Below are 15352 nucleotides of genomic sequence, written 5' to 3'. Positions count from 1 at the left end.
AGATGTTTTTCAGGGGCTAGAAAGTCCTTTTTCCTTAGGGGTGAAACACCTTGGCCAAGATTCTCGTGGTTACATCCGGCAAGGGTGGTGTGGGTAAGACCACCACCAGCGCCGCTATCGGTACCGGCCTCGCTCTGCGCGGCCACAAGACAGTCATCGTCGACTTCGACGTCGGCTTGCGTAACCTCGACCTGATCATGGGCTGCGAACGCCGTGTGGTGTACGACTTCGTCAATGTCGTCAACGGCGAAGCGACCCTGAGCCAGGCCCTGATCAAGGACAAGCGCCTTGAGAACCTGTATGTACTGGCCGCCAGCCAGACCCGGGACAAGGAAGCGCTGACCAAGGAAGGCGTGGAAAAAGTCCTGATGGATCTCAAGGAAACCTTTGAGTACGTGGTCTGCGACTCCCCGGCCGGCATCGAGACCGGTGCTCACCTGGCGATGTACTTCGCCGATGAAGCCATCGTCGTGACCAACCCGGAAGTGTCTTCGGTACGTGACTCGGACCGCATGCTGGGCCTGTTGGCCAGCAAATCCCGCCGTGCCGAGAAAGGCGAAGAGCCAATCAAGGAACACTTGCTGCTGACCCGCTACAACCCGGAGCGTGTGAGCAGAGGCGAAATGCTTGGCGTTGAAGACGTCAAGGACATCCTGGCAGTGACCCTGCTGGGCGTCATTCCAGAATCCCAGGCAGTGCTCAAGGCCTCCAACCAGGGCGTCCCGGTGATTCTCGATGACCAGAGCGACGCCGGCCAGGCGTACAGCGATGCCGTCGATCGTTTGCTGGGCAAGACCGTGGAACATCGCTTCCTCGATGTACAGAAGAAGGGATTCTTCGAGCGTATTTTTGGAGGCAACTAAACAATGAAATTTCTTGACTTCTTTCGTGCCAATAAAAAGCCAAGCACCGCGTCGGTAGCGAAAGAGCGTCTACAGATCATCGTGGCGCACGAACGCGGCCAACGCAGCACGCCGGATTACCTGCCAGCCTTGCAGAAGGAACTGGTAGAGGTGATTCGCAAGTACGTCAATATCGGCAACGATGATGTGCATGTCGCTCTGGAAAACGACGGCAGCTGCTCGATTCTGGAACTCAATATCACCCTGCCTGATCGTTGATCGAAAAGGCGGTCGCCACGGCGGCTCGGGCACTTTTACCCCATGCGGGGTCGAGGTGGCCGAGCCGCCGTTGGCGTTTGTTACGAGGCTGTTTTAATGCCGTTGTCCAATATCCATATCCTTCACCAGGACGCCGCTGTCCTGGTAGTGAACAAGCCTACCCTGTTGCTGTCCGTGCCCGGCCGGGCCGACGATAACAAGGACTGCCTGATCACCCGCCTGCAGGAAAACGGCTACCCCGAAGCCCGCATCGTCCATCGCCTGGACTGGGAAACCTCGGGAATCATCCTCCTGGCGCGGGATGCCGACACCCACCGTGAACTGTCTCGCCAGTTCCACGACCGCGAAACTGAAAAGGCCTACACCGCGCTGTGCTGGGGCCAGCCGGAACTGGACAGCGGCAGCATCGACCTGCCGCTGCGCTACGACCCGCCGACCAAGCCCCGGCATGTGGTGGACCACGAGTTCGGCAAGAACGCCCTGACCTTCTGGAAAGTCCTGGAGCGTTGCGGGGACTGGTGCCGGGTTGAACTGACGCCGATTACCGGGCGCTCGCATCAATTGCGGGTGCACATGCTGTCCATCGGGCATCCATTGCTCGGCGATGGCTTGTACGCCCATGAGCAGGCGCTGGCTGCGTGGCCGCGCCTGTGCCTGCATGCAAGCATGTTGAGTTTTACCCATCCGCAAAGCGGCGAGCGCTTGCGCTTTGAGTGCCCGGCACCGTTCTAAAGGGTAAATACGGTTACCTGAGCGAGGGGGACGCCTAGTTCTTGCTCCCGCAAATCCAGAATACCCGCGTTATCGCTGGTGATTTTCTCGAGCAAGCTCGCTCCTACAATGAATCGGCTGGGCCAATACGGTAAACTCGCGCCATTGCTGTCTGGAGCTACTTATGCGCGAAGCGTTGAACCAAGGCCTGATCGACTTCCTCAAGGCCTCCCCTACCCCCTTTCATGCCACTGCCGCCCTCGCCCAGCGCCTGGAAGCAGCTGGTTTCCAGCGTCTTGATGAGCGCGAAACCTGGACCACCGAGGCCAATGGTCGCTACTACGTGACCCGCAACGACTCCTCAATCATCGCCTTCAAGCTTGGCCGCCATTCACCCCTGCAAGACGGCATCCGCCTGGTTGGCGCCCACACCGACAGCCCGTGCCTGCGAGTCAAGCCACAACCGGAGTTGCAACGCCAGGGCTTCTGGCAGTTGGGCGTGGAAGTCTACGGCGGCGCGCTGCTGGCTCCGTGGTTCGACCGCGACCTGTCCCTGGCCGGCCGCGTCACCTTCCGCCGGGACGGCAAGGTCGAAAGCCAACTGATCGACTTCAAGCTGCCTATCGCCATCATCCCCAACCTGGCCATTCACCTGAACCGTGAAGCCAACCAGGGCTGGGCGATCAATGCCCAGACCGAGTTGCCGCCAATCCTCGCGCAGTTTGCCGGTGACGAGCGCGTGGACTTTCGCGCCGTGCTCACCGACCAACTGGCCCGCGAGCATGGCCTGAACGCCGACGTGGTCCTCGACTATGAGCTGAGTTTCTACGACACCCAAAGCGCGGCTGTGATCGGCCTGCACGGCGACTTTATTGCCGGCGCGCGGCTGGACAACCTGCTGTCGTGCTACGCCGGCCTGCAAGCCTTGTTGACTGCCGAGACCGAAGAAACCTGCGTATTGGTGTGCAACGACCACGAAGAAGTTGGCTCTTGCTCCGCCTGCGGTGCCGACGGCCCGATGCTGGAACAGACCCTGCGTCGCCTGCTGCCCGAAGGTGATGAATTCGTACGCACCATCCAGAAGTCGCTGCTGGTTTCCGTCGACAACGCCCACGGCGTACACCCCAACTACGCCGACAAGCACGACGCCAACCATGGCCCAAAACTCAACGCTGGCCCGGTAATCAAGGTCAACAGCAACCAGCGCTACGCCACCAACAGCGAGACCGCCGGGTTCTTCCGCCACTTGTGCATGGCCGAAGAAGTACCGGTGCAAAGCTTTGTGGTGCGCAGCGATATGGGCTGCGGCTCAACCATCGGCCCGATCACTGCCAGTCACCTGGGCGTGCGCACCGTGGACATCGGCCTGCCAACCTTTGCCATGCACTCGATTCGTGAGTTGTGCGGCAGCCATGATTTGGCGCACCTGGTGAAAGTGTTGAGCGCGTTTTACGCGAGTCGCGATTTGCCGTGATCGGATGATGAGGGAGCTTGCTCCCTCCTTTCTGACTCACATCAACCCCACTTCCCACAAACCCGCCTAGACTTATCTGCATCCCTCTTCGACAAGGCCGTCGCCCGATGATCACTATGCAAGCCTTCCACGCCATGCTTATCCCTATCCTCACGGGCATGATCCTGCTAGCCGTCGGCTTCAACTTCCGCGACAAGAATGTCGGTGTGTTTGGCATGTGGGTCGGCATGCTGCTGATCCTCGGCACCGTGGTTTACAAGATCCTCGCCAAACTCGCCGAATAAACAAATGCACTCGCATTGGGCATAGCCGCCTCGTACACTCGGCCAATCTGTCGTTTTCAAGGTTGACCGCCTCGTGCTTGCCCGTCTGTTTACCCTGCCGTACTGCCTGCTTCTTTGCCTGCTGACCCTGTTGCCCATGGCCCCAGCCCAGGCCGTCGGTTTACCGGGCATTCTGGGCAGCACCACTAAAACCCAGCCGCAGGCCGATGTGCCGCTGGGGCAGTCCCTGGACGAAGTCATCAAGACCCTGGAAAACGACCAGCAGCGCACCAAGCTGCTGAGCGATCTGAAGAAGCTGCGCGAGACCACAAAAAAAGCTCAACCCGCCGTCGAGCAAGGCGTGCTCGGCCTTATTGGCGGTACCCTGGCGAGCCTTGAGCAACAGTTCTCCGGTGCCAACAGCCCGCTGAGCCGCTGGTCCAGCGAGGTTGACCAGGCCAAGGATGAACTGGCCGCACTGATGCTGCCGACCAGTGAGTGGCTGCCGATTATCTTTGGCTTTGCCATGATTCTGATGCTCTGGAGCCTGCTGGCAGCCGCGCTGATCTGGCTGAGCTCTCGGGTGCGGATGCGCTTCGGCCTTACCGAAGAACTGCCGCAACACCCCAAAACCTGGGACATACTGCGCTTTGCCCTGCGCAAACTAGGTCCGTGGCTGATCGCCCTGGTGATCACCGTTTACCTGAGCTACGCGCTGCCGTCGTCCCTGGGCAAATCCCTAGCGATGGTGCTGGCCTACGCCCTGGTGGTGGGCACCTGTTTCTCGGCGATCTGCGTAGTAGCGTTTTCCGTACTGGATGGCCCACACCGCCGTCGGGCACTGTACATCCTGCGCCACCAGGCCTTTCGCCCGCTGTGGCTGATCGGCAGCTTTGCTGCCTTCGGCGAAGCCCTTAGCGACCCGCGCCTGACCGACAGCCTGGGTGCGCACCTGGCCCACACCGCTGCGACCATCGCCAATGTAATGGCCGCGCTGTCCACCGGCGTGTTCATCCTGCGCTTTCGCCGCCCCATCGCCCACCTGATCCGCAACCAGCCACTGTCCCGGCGCCTGACCCACCGCGCCCTGAGCGACACCCTCTCAATCATCGGCACCTTCTGGTACCTGCCCGCGCTGCTACTGGTAGGCATCTCGCTGTTTGCCACCTTCGTCTCCGCGGGCGACACCAGTACCGCTCTGCGCCAATCCTTGCTCTGCACGGTGTTGCTGGTGCTGTGCATGGTGATCAACGGCTTGGTGCGCCGTCATTCTCTCAAGCCGCAGCGCGGGCACAAACGCCACGCGCTGTATTCCGAGCGCCTGAAAAGCTTCGTCTACACCCTCGTCCATCTGCTGGTGTGGCTGGTGTTTATCGAACTGGGCCTGCGGGTCTGGGGCTTGTCGCTGATTCGCTTTACCGAAGGCGATGGCCATGAAGTCAGCGTCAAGCTGTTCGGTCTCGCCGGCACGCTGCTGTTCGCCTGGCTGATCTGGATCCTCAGCGACACCGCGATCCACCACGCCCTGACCCATTCGCGCAAAGGCCTGGCCAACGCCCGTGCGCAAACCATGATGCCGTTGATTCGTAACGTGCTGTTCGTGACGATCTTTATCATTGCTGCCATCGTCGCATTGGCGAACATGGGCATGAACGTCACGCCGCTGCTCGCCGGTGCCGGCGTGATCGGCCTGGCCATCGGTTTCGGCGCGCAGTCCCTGGTGGCGGACTTGATCACCGGCCTGTTCATCATCATCGAAGACTCCCTGGCCATTGATGACTACGTCGACGTCGGCGGCCACCTCGGCACCGTCGAAGGCCTGACTATCCGCACCGTGCGCCTGCGGGATATCGACGGCATTGTCCACACCATCCCGTTCAGTGAAATCAAAAGCATCAAGAACTACTCCCGTGAGTTCGGCTACGCGATCTTCCGGGTGGCCATTCCCTACAACATGGAAATCGACGACGCCATCAAGCTGATGCGCGATGTTGGCCAGAAAATGCGCAACGATCCGCTGCAGCGCCGCAACATCTGGTCGCCACTGGAGATCCAGGGGGTGGAAAGTTTCGAGTCCGGCAGCGCGATTCTTCGCGCACGCTTCAAGACCGCGCCCATCAAGCAGTGGGAAGTGTCGCGGGCATTCAACCTGTCCCTCAAGCGGCACCTGGACGAAGCCGGGCTGGACCTGGCGACACCGCGCTTGAGTGTGCAGGTGGTGACGGCGGCGGGTGGTGCCCAGGAGAAAGAGTAAGCGCTACCAGACGGCCGCGGACCCACAACAATAATCATGGAGAAGTCCCTATGCGATTAACCGGTTTTAGACATCAATGGGTATTAGGCCTGCTCTGTGGCGTCGCCAGCAGTGCGGTGATTGCCGCCAGCAGCGACCAGGACAGCGCCCGGGAAGAAATCGCCGCCCAGGCGAAAATTCTCGAGCCGGCCCTGCTGGAAACCCGGCGCGACATCCACACCCATCCCGAACTGGGCAACACCGAAAAACGCACCGCCGAGCTTGTGGCCAAGCAACTGCGGGAGATGGGGTTGGAAGTAAAAACCGGCGTCGCCCGCACCGGAGTGGTCGCCATCCTCAAAGGCGCCCTGCCCGGCCCGACCGTCGCCCTGCGCGCCGACATGGACGCGCTGCCAGTCAAGGAAGTCTCCGACCTGCCCTTCGCCTCGAAAGCCAAAGGCGTGTACCTAGACAAGGAAGTCGACGTAATGCACGCCTGTGGCCACGACGCCCACACCGCGATCTTGCTGAGCACGGCGAAAATTCTCACCGGCATGCGCGACCGCCTGCCCGGCACCGTGGTGTTCTACTTCCAGCCTGCTGAAGAAGGTCCGAGCGACTTCATCCCCGACGGCAAAAACACCTGGGGCGCGAAGATGATGGTGCAAGAAGGCGTGATGAAATCACCCAAGCCAGACGCGGTGTTCGGCCTGCATGTGTGGGCAGGCGTTCCCGCCGGTCGCATCGCCTATCGCCCGGGCCCGACCCTGGCCAGCTCTGACGACCTGCGCATCAAGATCCTCGGCAAACAGACCCACGCCGGACGACCATGGGACGGTATCGACCCGATCACCGTGGGCGCGCAAACCATTGTCGGCCTGCAAACGGTGGTCAGCCGGCGTACCGATATTTCTTCGTTTCCGTCGGTGGTGAGCATCGGCACGATCAATGGCGGCACCCGCTATAACATCATCCCCGAGTCCGTGGAGATGAGCGGCACCATTCGTTCCTACGACTATGGCATCCGCCAGAAACTGCATGCGGATGTGCGCCAGACCGTGGAAAAGATTGCTGAAAGTGGCGGCGCCAAGGCTGAGGTGACGATCATTGAGAAGTACGATCCGACCATCAACAACCCGGCGCTGACGGAGAAGATGCTGCCGAGCCTGCGTTGGGCGGCCAACGGTGATGTCGTCCAGGGGCCGCTGGTAGGCGGGGCCGAGGACTTTTCCTTTTATGCCAAGGAGGCGCCGGGGTTGTTTGTGTTCCTCGGGGTGACACCGCGGGATCAGGATATGAGCAAGGCGGCGCCAAATCATAATCCGGGGTTCTTTGTGGATGAGTCGGCGTTGGTGGTGGGGGTGAGGACGCTGGCTTCGTTGGCTACGGATTATTTGTATGAGAATGCGCGGCCTTGAGGGGTGGGGGATTTTGCGGGGACATATCCGTTGCTGCGGTAACGGCGGCTTAGGGTTACGCCCTTACGGCGTGTCACTTTGCAAAAGCGGCAAAGTAACCAAAGCGCTCTTGCCCCACCACTTGGTGCCTCGCTTAGGCTCGGCATGCCTTCACTCCGGCATTGCTCCGTGGGCCGCCGCGATGGGCCATCCTTGGCCCAGCGCGGCTAAACCGGCGTCCTGCCGGTTTACCCACGGAGCAATGCCTGCGTTCAGCCATCGTGGTTAACGGGGCGCCTAAGATCAAGATCAAAAGCACGGCGGCCTGGTAGCCGACCTGAGTGGTGAGAAGCAAGAGCAGATCCCATGCCCACTGCCCACTGCCCACTGTAGGAGCGAGCTTGCTCGCGATGGTCGTTAACGATGACGCTGGTTTCCTGAATCACCGCGGAGCCCTCAGGCTCTTCGCGAGCAAGAACTAGGCCTCCCCCTCGCGCCTACAGAAAAGCAGATGGGCGCTGGCTCTTGATCTGCCTACCCATAAAACCGGAGTGAGGGCACGCCGAGCCTAGGTGAGGCGCCGATAGGTAGGGTAGTAGCGCTTTGGCTACTTTCGTCAGGGCCGGCACTCCGGTTTTTCGAAAGTGACACGCCGTAAGGCCGTAACCCTAGGTGGCCGTTACCGCAGCAACGGATATGTATCCTCCCCGGACGACCGCAAACTCCAGGCCAGCGCTCAGACCACATCTACCCCAACATGAATCGCATCATGGCGCCAAAATTCAAGGTCACAGTCGATCAACCGCTCATACTGATCGTAATTGACCCGAGCAATCCGCAATCCCGGACTCCCAACAGACACCCGTAAAGCAGCCGCAGCTTCAACCTGCAAAGACGTGGGAACAATCTCAAACCGCACCCGCCCGTAGTGCAAGTCATAATCGCGCGCATACAACTCAGTCATCGACTCATTCAAATCACACTCCAAAATCCCCGGAAAATATTGCGGATTAAGGTAGTGCTCGACATACAAGACCAACCGCCCATCAATCCTGCGCCCCCGGCAAATCTGAATCACGCTGGACAACGCCGGCAGCTGCAACCACGCACACACCGCCGCCGAAGCCGGTTGCAGGCGCGCCGAAATCACTTCAGTGGAAGGCACCCGGCCCTGGGCGCTGACCATGGCGTGAAAGTGGCTACGCTGCATCAGGTTGTACGCAAGCCTGGGCGGCGAGACGAACCAGCCCCGGCGCTCCTCGCGATAAATCTGCCCCTGGGCCTCAAGTTGTAACAAGGCTTCCCGCACGGTAATCCGGGTGGTACCAAACAACTCGCTGAGTTTGCGCTCGGCGGGCAGTTTGCTGGCGGGCGGCAGCAGGCCGTGGTCGATCTGCTCTTGCAGCGCCAGGCCAATGGTCGTCACCGCTTTGGTTGCCTCATCACGCATCAACGTTACCTATCTGGACTAGACCAGCACTGTCTGGGTGCAAAAAACATCCCTGAAATTCGTCACTTTCACTGCGAGCAAGCCTAGGCATTGCACATGACCGACAGATGACAGCGCCTTGCGACGCTCTTCCACAAGACCTGCAAGACATCGGCCAAGTCCAAGGCTTACGGGCACTTGGGCATGGTCTACGCTTACCCGGAAACTGCCTGTACGGGGCAGCAAAAAACGACACAGACATGAAACTGTCATCCATCGGGCCTAAATTGGCTCAGGTATTGCTGACCTAGACCAACACAACCGCAAACGTCGATAAAAACGCAGCGTTGAAAACGCCCAAAGGAGCTTCGGATGAAACAGCTTTTCCTGGCATCACTGTTAGGCTCGACCATTGCCATGTGCACCGCCGCCATGGCTGCTGATACCGATTTGAAAACCCTTGAAGCCGCCGCGAGAGCGGAAGGTGCAATCAACAGCGTCGGCATGCCCGATGACTGGGCCAACTGGAAGGGCACCTGGGAAGACCTGGCCAAGACCTACGGCCTCAAGCACATCGACACCGACATGAGTTCGGCCCAGGAAGTTGCCAAATTTGCTGCGGAAAAAGACAACGCCAGCGCCGACATCGGCGACGTCGGTGCGGCCTTCGGTCCGATTGCGGTGAAACAAGGCGTCACCCAACCGTACAAGCCGAGCACCTGGGACAAGGTTCCGGATTGGGCGAAAGACAAGGACGGCAACTGGGCGCTGGCCTACACCGGCACCATCGCTTTCATTGTTAATAAAAAACTGTTGCACGGCTCCGACGTACCCACACGCTGGGCCGACCTGAAGACCGGCAAATACAAGGTCTCCATCGGTGATGTGAGCACTGCGGCCCAGGCTGCCAACGGCGTACTGGCAGCAGCCATCGCCCTCAAAGGCGACGAAAAGAACATCCAGCCGGCTCTGCTGATGTTTGCCGATATCGCCAAGCAAGGTCGCCTGTCGCTGGCCAACCCGACCATCGCCACCATGGAAAAAGGTGAAGTGGAAGTGGGCGTGGTCTGGGACTTCAACGGCCTGAGCTACAAGGCCAAGATGGCCAACCCGGATGACTACGTGGTGCTGATCCCTTCCGATGGTTCGGTGAAATCGGGCTACACCACCATCATCAACAAATATGCCAAACACCCGAACGCCGCCAAGCTGACCCGCGAATACATTTTCAGCGATGCCGGCCAACTCAATCTGGCGCGCGGTAACGCCCGCCCGATTCGTGCTGAAACGGACCTGAAACTGCCTGCCGACATTGCCAAGAACCTGATCCCTTCCGAGCAATACACCGCCGCCAATCCACAACCGATCAAGGATGCCGACGCTTGGGAGAAAACCTCCAAGGCACTGCCACAGAAATGGCAGGAAGAAGTCATCATCAATATGCAATAAGGCTTCAGGCCCACTGAAACCTAAAAGAGGAGCGCGGTCAGTGTGGGAGCAGGTTTGCCTGCTCCCACATCTTTGATCCGGTTCCTGCAGCCAAACCGAATCAAGTCCATTTGTCGCGGAGTCCCAGCCCCTATGAAGCACAACGTCATCCTTGTCGTGCTCGACGGCCTGAACTACGAGGTTGCCCGGCATGCCATGGGGCATCTTCAGGCTTATATCGGCGCAGGACGCGCAGCACTCTACAAACTGGAATGTGAACTGCCGGCCCTGTCGCGGCCGCTGTACGAATGCATCCTCACCGGTGTGCCACCGATTGAAAGCGGCATCGTCCACAACAACGTCTCGCGCCTGTCCAACCAGCGCAGCATCTTTCATTACGCCACCGACGCGGGCCTGACCACAGCGGCGGCGGCTTACCACTGGGTCAGCGAGCTGTATAACCGCTCGCCGTTCAACACCGCACGGGATCGTCATACCGACGACAAGTCACTGGCGATCCAGCACGGGCACTTCTACTGGAATGACCACTACCCGGACTCCCACCTGTTTGCCGACGCTGAGCACCTGCGTCTCAAACACGCACCGAACTTCCTGGTCGTGCACCCGATGAACATCGACGATGCCGGCCACAAGCACGGCCTCGACACCCCGCAATACCGCAACAGTGCCCGCTCGGCCGACATCATCCTCGCCGACTACCTGCAAGGCTGGCTCGACGCCGGTTACCAGGTGCTGGTGACCGCCGACCACGGCATGAACAACGACCGCTCCCACAACGGCCTGTTACCCGAAGAGCGCGAAGTACCGCTGTTTGTCCTGGGCGATGCGTTCAGTCTCGATCCCCTGGCCCGCCCCAAACAAACCGAACTGTGCGGCACCGTCTGCGCCCTGCTCGGCGTTGCCCATGACAAACCTGTGTGCCGGGAGCTGTTGACGTGAATTCAGTGATCCGTGGCAAGTGGCTGGCTGCCTTGTGTCTGGTGCCCTTTGCCATCGTCTTTATCGTGTTCCAGATCGCGCCGCTGTTCTGGGTGCTGGTCAACAGCTTGCAATCGGAAGAGTTCGGCTGGGGCCTGGCCAACTTCACCAAGATCTTCAGTTCGAAGTTCTACCTGCAGGCAATCCAGTACAGCCTGGAGATCAGTTTCTACTCCAGCGTATTCGGCATCATCATCGCCGTACTGGGCAGTTACTCGTTGCGGCGGGTGGATGGGCCGCTGCGCAACTTCGTCACCGCCTTCGCCAATATGACCAGCAACTTCGCCGGCGTGCCCCTGGCCTTTGCCTTCATCATCCTGCTGGGGTTCAACGGCAGCATCACCATCATGCTCAAGCAGGCCGGGATCATTCAGGACTTCAACCTGTACTCCAAGACCGGGCTGATCATTCTCTACACCTACTTCCAGATTCCCCTCGGCGTATTGCTGCTCTACCCCGCCTTCGACGCCCTGCGCGAAGACTGGCGCGAGTCTGCCGCGTTGCTGGGAGCCAACGGCTGGCAGTTCTGGCGGCATATCGGCTTGCCGGTGCTGGCGCCGGCGCTGCTGGGCACCTTCGTGATCCTGCTGGCCAACGCCCTGGGCGCCTACGCCACGGTGTATGCGCTGACCACCGGCAACTTCAACGTGCTGCCGATCCGTATCGCGGCGATGGTTTCCGGCGATATCTCCCTGGACCCGAACATGGCCAGCGCACTGGCTGTAGTGCTGGTGGCACTGATGACCTTGATCACCGTGGTGCACCAACTGCTGCTCAAGAGGAGCTACCATGTCTCGCGCTGAAGCCGGGTCGGCCGCCCTCTACCATCGGGTAGTGGTCTATCTACTGTTTGCGATCCTGGTACTGCCGCTGCTCGGCACCCTGGTGTATTCCATCTCCAGCAGTTGGTCGGCGACCATCCTGCCCTCAGGCTTTACCTTCAAATGGTATTTGCAGCTGTGGAGCGACCCGCGCTTTCTCAATGCCTTTGGCCAATCGCTGCTGGTCTGTGTCGGCGCGCTGATCCTGTCGGTGGTGCTGATCCTGCCGTTGCTGTTCGTGGTGCATTACCACTTTCCCCGGCTCGACGCGCTGATGAACATCCTGATCCTGCTGCCCTTCGCGGTGCCGCCGGTGGTGTCGTCGGTGGGGCTGTTGCAGCTGTATGGCTCAGGGCCGTTTGCCATGGTCGGCACGCCGTGGATTCTGATCGGCTGCTACTTCACCGTGGCGTTGCCATTCATGTACCGGGCGATCACCAATAACCTGCAGGCCATCAACCTTCGAGACTTGATGGATGCCGCGCAACTGCTCGGCGCCAGTACCTGGCAGGCGGCGTTCCTGGTGGTGCTGCCGAACCTGCGCAAGGGCTTGATGGTCGCGCTGCTGCTGTCGTTCTCGTTCCTGTTCGGCGAATTCGTCTTCGCCAACATCCTGGTGGGTACCCGCTACGAAACCCTGCAGGTGTACCTCAACAACATGCGTAACGGCAGCGGCCATTTCACCAGCGCTCTGGTGATCTCCTATTTTTTCTTCGTGCTGCTGCTGACCTGGGCCGCCAACATCTTGAACAAGGACAAAAGCCAATGAGCTTCGTCAGCGTCCAGCATCTGCAAAAAGGCTATTCCGGGACCCCTGTATTCAGCGACATCAATTGCGAAATCGCCAAGGGCGAGTTCGTCACGCTGCTCGGTCCCTCAGGTTGCGGCAAGTCCACGCTGCTGCGCTGCATCGCCGGCCTGACGTCGGTAGACAGTGGGCAAATTCTCCTGGACGGCCAGGACATCGTCCCGTTGAGCCCGCAAAAGCGTCATATCGGCATGGTGTTCCAGAGCTACGCGCTGTTCCCCAATATGACAGTGGAACAAAACGTCGCCTTCGGCCTTCGCATGCAAAAGGTCAACGCCGACGACAGCCACAAGCGCGTGCAGGAAGTGCTGCAATTGGTGGAACTGAAAGACCTCGCCGGCCGCTATCCGCACCAGATGTCCGGCGGCCAGTGCCAGCGCGTAGCCCTGGCCCGTTCGCTGGTCACTCGCCCGCGCCTGCTGTTGCTGGATGAACCGCTGTCGGCCCTCGATGCACGGATTCGCAAGCATTTGCGCGAGCAGATCCGCCAGATCCAGCGCGAACTGGGACTGACGACGATTTTCGTCACCCATGATCAGGAAGAAGCCTTGGTCATGTCCGACCGCATCTTCCTGATGAACCAGGGCAAGATCGTCCAGAGCGGCGATGCCGAAACCCTCTACACCGCGCCGGTTGACGTGTTCGCCGCCGGCTTTATCGGCAACTACAACCTGCTGGACGCCGACAAGGCCAGCAAGCTCTTGCAGCGGCCCATCACTGGGCGCATAGCCATTCGCCCGGAATCCATTGAGCTAAGTCGCAGTGGTGAACTCGACGCTCTAGTGCGCAGCCATAGCCTGTTGGGTAACGTGATCCGCTATCGCGTCGAAGCCCGAGGAGTGGAACTGGTGGTGGACGTGCTCAACCGTTCGGCAGACGACTTGCACCCTGACGGAGTACGCTTGGCACTCTCCATCGATCCCAGCGCTCTATGTGAGGTAGCCTGAGGGATTGAGGATTCAGACGATTTGAGGAAGAAAGACTGATGGCTTTGGTAATTTTTGATCTGGACGACACCCTGATCCACGGCGACTGCGCGAGCCTTTGGAGCGAGCAGATGGGCCGGCTGGGCTGGGTCGACCCGGAATCGTTCATGCGCAAGAACAACGAACTGATGTACGCCTACAGCAAGGGCGAGTTGGCCATGGAGGTCTTCATGGACTTCAGCCTGGAGCCGATGATTGGCCGCACCCCGGAAGAAATCGAGCACTTGGTTGAGCCGTGGGTGGAAGACATCATCGAGCCGCTGATCTACAGCGATGCCACCAAGACCATCGCCCAACACCGCAAGAACGGCGACCGTATCCTGGTGATTTCAGCCTCGGGTACCCATCTGGTCACGCCGATTGCGGCGCGCATCGGCATTGATGAAGTGCTGGGAATTGAGCTGGAAGTCAAACATGGCGTGTACAGCGGCAATACGGTGGGTGTACTGACCTACCGCGAAGGCAAGATCACCCGCTTGCTGGAGTGGCTGGAGAAAGAAGGCGAGAGCCTGGAAGGCGCGTACTTCTATTCCGACTCGCGTAATGATTTGCCGTTGTTGCTCAAGGTGGATCATCCGCAGGTGGTGAACCCGGACCCGGTGTTGCGTGAGCAGGCTGAAAAGGCGGGCTGGCCGATTCATCACTGGATCTGAAAATCCCTGTGGCGAGGGAGCTTGCCCCCTCGCCACAATAATTTCGGTTCTCGATTAGTGGGTCACTTCAAGGTTTCGTCGATCACCAACACCAATTTCCCGGAAATCTGGTTGGTCGCCAATTCGGCAAACGCCCCTTCGGCATCCTTGATCGGGAATGTCTTGGCCAGTTGCGGGCTCAAGCGCCCCTCGGCAAAGAGCGGCCAGACATGCTGGCTCAAATCGCTGAACAAATCGGCCTTGAACTGATCATCACGACTGCGCAAGGTCGACCCCAGCACTTGCACACGCTTGGCCAGCACTTGGGCCAGGTCCAGTTGGGCCTCGCGACCGCCCATCAGGCCAATCAGCACCCAACGACCGTCGCGAGCCAGTAGCTTGAGGTTCAGCGCAGCGTAGTTACCACCCACCGGATCGAGGATGACGTCGAACGGGCCGAAGTCATTGAGGCTCTCGATACCATCAGTACGTACCACACCGCCCTGGGCGCCCAGGCCCTCACAATACGCCAGACGCTCTGCCGAGCCGACACTGACCCAGCACGGGCTGCCAAAAGCCTTGCACAGCTGGATCGCCGCCGAGCCCACGCCACTGGCGCCAGCATGCAACAGTACCTTTTCACCAGGCTTGAGCGCCGCCAATTGGAACAGATTGAGCCAGGCGGTGCTGTACACCTCCGGCAACGCCGCCGCTTCGATCAACGACAAACCTTCCGGCACAGGCAGCACATGCCGCGCGTCGACCACCACTTCCTCGGCCATGCCGCCACCGGCCAACAGTGCGCAAACCCGCTCACCGATCTGCCAGGACGAGCCGGCACCGACTTCACTGATTACTCCGGAACACTCCAGGCCCAGCACTTGGCTCGCGCCGGGCGGTGGCGGATAAAGCCCCGATCGTTGTAATAAATCGGCCCGATTTAATCCAGCAGCCGCCACGCGAATGCGCACTTGCCCTACATCGCACGTAGGACTTGGTTCTTCAAGCCACTCCACATGACCGTCAACGCCTTGCAATGCTTTCACAGTG

General features: G+C 59.9%; 15 protein-coding genes. 13 read left to right on the top strand and 2 right to left on the bottom strand.

All coding sequences use genetic code 11. The features are described 5' to 3' along the window. Positions 1 to 50: 50 nt before the first annotated feature. The 7 genes from minD to ACZRKZ_RS04130 all read left to right on the top strand — a co-directional run bounded on the left by minD (position 51) and on the right by ACZRKZ_RS04130 (position 7220). Positions 51 to 863: a septum site-determining protein MinD gene (gene minD / locus ACZRKZ_RS04160; protein WP_463980775.1), complete on the top strand. Its 813-nt coding sequence runs from the start codon at positions 51 to 53 to the stop codon at positions 861 to 863. A 3-nt stretch (positions 864 to 866) separates the two neighbouring features. After that, positions 867 to 1121 (top strand): cell division topological specificity factor MinE, encoded by a 255-nt coding sequence (gene minE, locus ACZRKZ_RS04155; protein ID WP_003175252.1) that lies wholly within the window; start codon positions 867 to 869, stop codon positions 1119 to 1121. Between the two features lie 96 nt (positions 1122 to 1217). Next, complete coding sequence (locus ACZRKZ_RS04150; RefSeq protein ID WP_463969745.1) at positions 1218 to 1853, top strand: RluA family pseudouridine synthase; 636 nt, start codon at positions 1218 to 1220, stop codon at positions 1851 to 1853. Between the two features lie 163 nt (positions 1854 to 2016). Continuing rightward, positions 2017 to 3306: a M18 family aminopeptidase gene (locus tag ACZRKZ_RS04145; protein WP_463969744.1), complete on the top strand. Its 1290-nt coding sequence runs from the start codon at positions 2017 to 2019 to the stop codon at positions 3304 to 3306. A 107-nt stretch (positions 3307 to 3413) separates the two neighbouring features. Next, on the top strand, positions 3414 to 3590 hold the full coding sequence (locus tag ACZRKZ_RS04140; RefSeq protein WP_178114425.1) for a hypothetical protein: 177 nt from the start codon (positions 3414 to 3416) through the stop codon (positions 3588 to 3590). Positions 3591 to 3663: 73 nt separating this feature from the next. Continuing rightward, positions 3664 to 5823 (top strand): mechanosensitive ion channel family protein, encoded by a 2160-nt coding sequence (locus ACZRKZ_RS04135; RefSeq protein WP_463980774.1) that lies wholly within the window; start codon positions 3664 to 3666, stop codon positions 5821 to 5823. A 50-nt stretch (positions 5824 to 5873) separates the two neighbouring features. Then, on the top strand, positions 5874 to 7220 hold the full coding sequence (locus ACZRKZ_RS04130) for an amidohydrolase (protein WP_463980773.1): 1347 nt from the start codon (positions 5874 to 5876) through the stop codon (positions 7218 to 7220). 715 nt (positions 7221 to 7935) lie between these two features. Here ACZRKZ_RS04130 and ACZRKZ_RS04125 read toward each other — a convergent pair. Further along, positions 7936 to 8649 carry a UTRA domain-containing protein gene (locus ACZRKZ_RS04125; RefSeq protein WP_463980772.1) on the bottom strand — a complete coding sequence of 238 codons (714 nt, stop codon included), beginning with the start codon at positions 8647 to 8649 and terminating at the stop codon, positions 7936 to 7938. 351 nt (positions 8650 to 9000) lie between these two features. On the opposite strand from ACZRKZ_RS04125, the gene ACZRKZ_RS04120 reads away from it, so the two are divergent. From ACZRKZ_RS04120 to ACZRKZ_RS04095, 6 genes are all read left to right on the top strand, one after another. Next, positions 9001 to 10077, top strand: coding sequence for an ABC transporter substrate-binding protein (locus ACZRKZ_RS04120; RefSeq protein WP_463969741.1), 1077 nt, complete (start codon positions 9001 to 9003; stop codon positions 10075 to 10077). Positions 10078 to 10209: 132 nt separating this feature from the next. After that, entirely contained in the window at positions 10210 to 11016 is an 807-nt protein-coding gene (locus ACZRKZ_RS04115; RefSeq protein WP_463980771.1) for an alkaline phosphatase family protein, read from the top strand. Beyond that, positions 11013 to 11858 (top strand): ABC transporter permease, encoded by an 846-nt coding sequence (locus tag ACZRKZ_RS04110; RefSeq protein ID WP_463980770.1) that lies wholly within the window; start codon positions 11013 to 11015, stop codon positions 11856 to 11858. Before ACZRKZ_RS04115 ends, ACZRKZ_RS04110 begins: the two co-directional genes overlap by 4 nt. Then, positions 11845 to 12645, top strand: coding sequence for an ABC transporter permease (locus ACZRKZ_RS04105; RefSeq protein ID WP_463969738.1), 801 nt, complete (start codon positions 11845 to 11847; stop codon positions 12643 to 12645). The genes ACZRKZ_RS04110 and ACZRKZ_RS04105 overlap by 14 nt, the downstream gene beginning before the upstream one ends. Then, a complete protein-coding gene (locus tag ACZRKZ_RS04100) occupies positions 12642 to 13631 on the top strand; it encodes an ABC transporter ATP-binding protein (protein WP_463980769.1) in 990 nt (329 codons plus the stop codon). The genes ACZRKZ_RS04105 and ACZRKZ_RS04100 overlap by 4 nt, the downstream gene beginning before the upstream one ends. 38 nt (positions 13632 to 13669) lie before the next feature. After that, on the top strand, positions 13670 to 14323 hold the full coding sequence (locus tag ACZRKZ_RS04095) for an HAD family hydrolase (RefSeq protein WP_463969736.1): 654 nt from the start codon (positions 13670 to 13672) through the stop codon (positions 14321 to 14323). A gap of 62 nt (positions 14324 to 14385) precedes the next feature. Here ACZRKZ_RS04095 and ACZRKZ_RS04090 read toward each other — a convergent pair whose 3' ends face one another. Then, the gene (locus ACZRKZ_RS04090; protein ID WP_463969735.1) at positions 14386 to 15348 is read right to left on the bottom strand and encodes a zinc-binding dehydrogenase; all 963 of its coding nucleotides are present in this window, start codon (positions 15346 to 15348) and stop codon (positions 14386 to 14388) included. Positions 15349 to 15352: the final 4 nt, after the last annotated feature.

The sequence above is a fragment of the Pseudomonas sp. c313 genome (genome assembly GCF_055407145.1).
Note: the sequence above shows the minus strand (reverse complement) of the source record. Positions and strands in the feature narration are given on the sequence as shown.

Excerpts from the sequence above, each read along its gene's own strand:
- minE (WP_003175252.1), top strand. The coding sequence starts at position 867 with ATGAAATTTCTTGACTTCTTTCGTGCCAATAAAAAGCCAAGCACCGCG.
- ACZRKZ_RS04150 (WP_463969745.1), top strand. The coding sequence starts at position 1,218 with ATGCCGTTGTCCAATATCCATATCCTTCACCAGGACGCCGCTGTCCTG.
- ACZRKZ_RS04145 (WP_463969744.1), top strand. The coding sequence starts at position 2,017 with ATGCGCGAAGCGTTGAACCAAGGCCTGATCGACTTCCTCAAGGCCTCC.
- ACZRKZ_RS04140 (WP_178114425.1), top strand. The coding sequence starts at position 3,414 with ATGATCACTATGCAAGCCTTCCACGCCATGCTTATCCCTATCCTCACG.
- ACZRKZ_RS04130 (WP_463980773.1), top strand. The coding sequence starts at position 5,874 with ATGCGATTAACCGGTTTTAGACATCAATGGGTATTAGGCCTGCTCTGT.
- ACZRKZ_RS04125 (WP_463980772.1), bottom strand. The coding sequence starts at position 8,649 with ATGCGTGATGAGGCAACCAAAGCGGTGACGACCATTGGCCTGGCGCTG.
- ACZRKZ_RS04120 (WP_463969741.1), top strand. The coding sequence starts at position 9,001 with ATGAAACAGCTTTTCCTGGCATCACTGTTAGGCTCGACCATTGCCATG.
- ACZRKZ_RS04115 (WP_463980771.1), top strand. The coding sequence starts at position 10,210 with ATGAAGCACAACGTCATCCTTGTCGTGCTCGACGGCCTGAACTACGAG.
- ACZRKZ_RS04105 (WP_463969738.1), top strand. The coding sequence starts at position 11,845 with ATGTCTCGCGCTGAAGCCGGGTCGGCCGCCCTCTACCATCGGGTAGTG.
- ACZRKZ_RS04100 (WP_463980769.1), top strand. The coding sequence starts at position 12,642 with ATGAGCTTCGTCAGCGTCCAGCATCTGCAAAAAGGCTATTCCGGGACC.
- ACZRKZ_RS04095 (WP_463969736.1), top strand. The coding sequence starts at position 13,670 with ATGGCTTTGGTAATTTTTGATCTGGACGACACCCTGATCCACGGCGAC.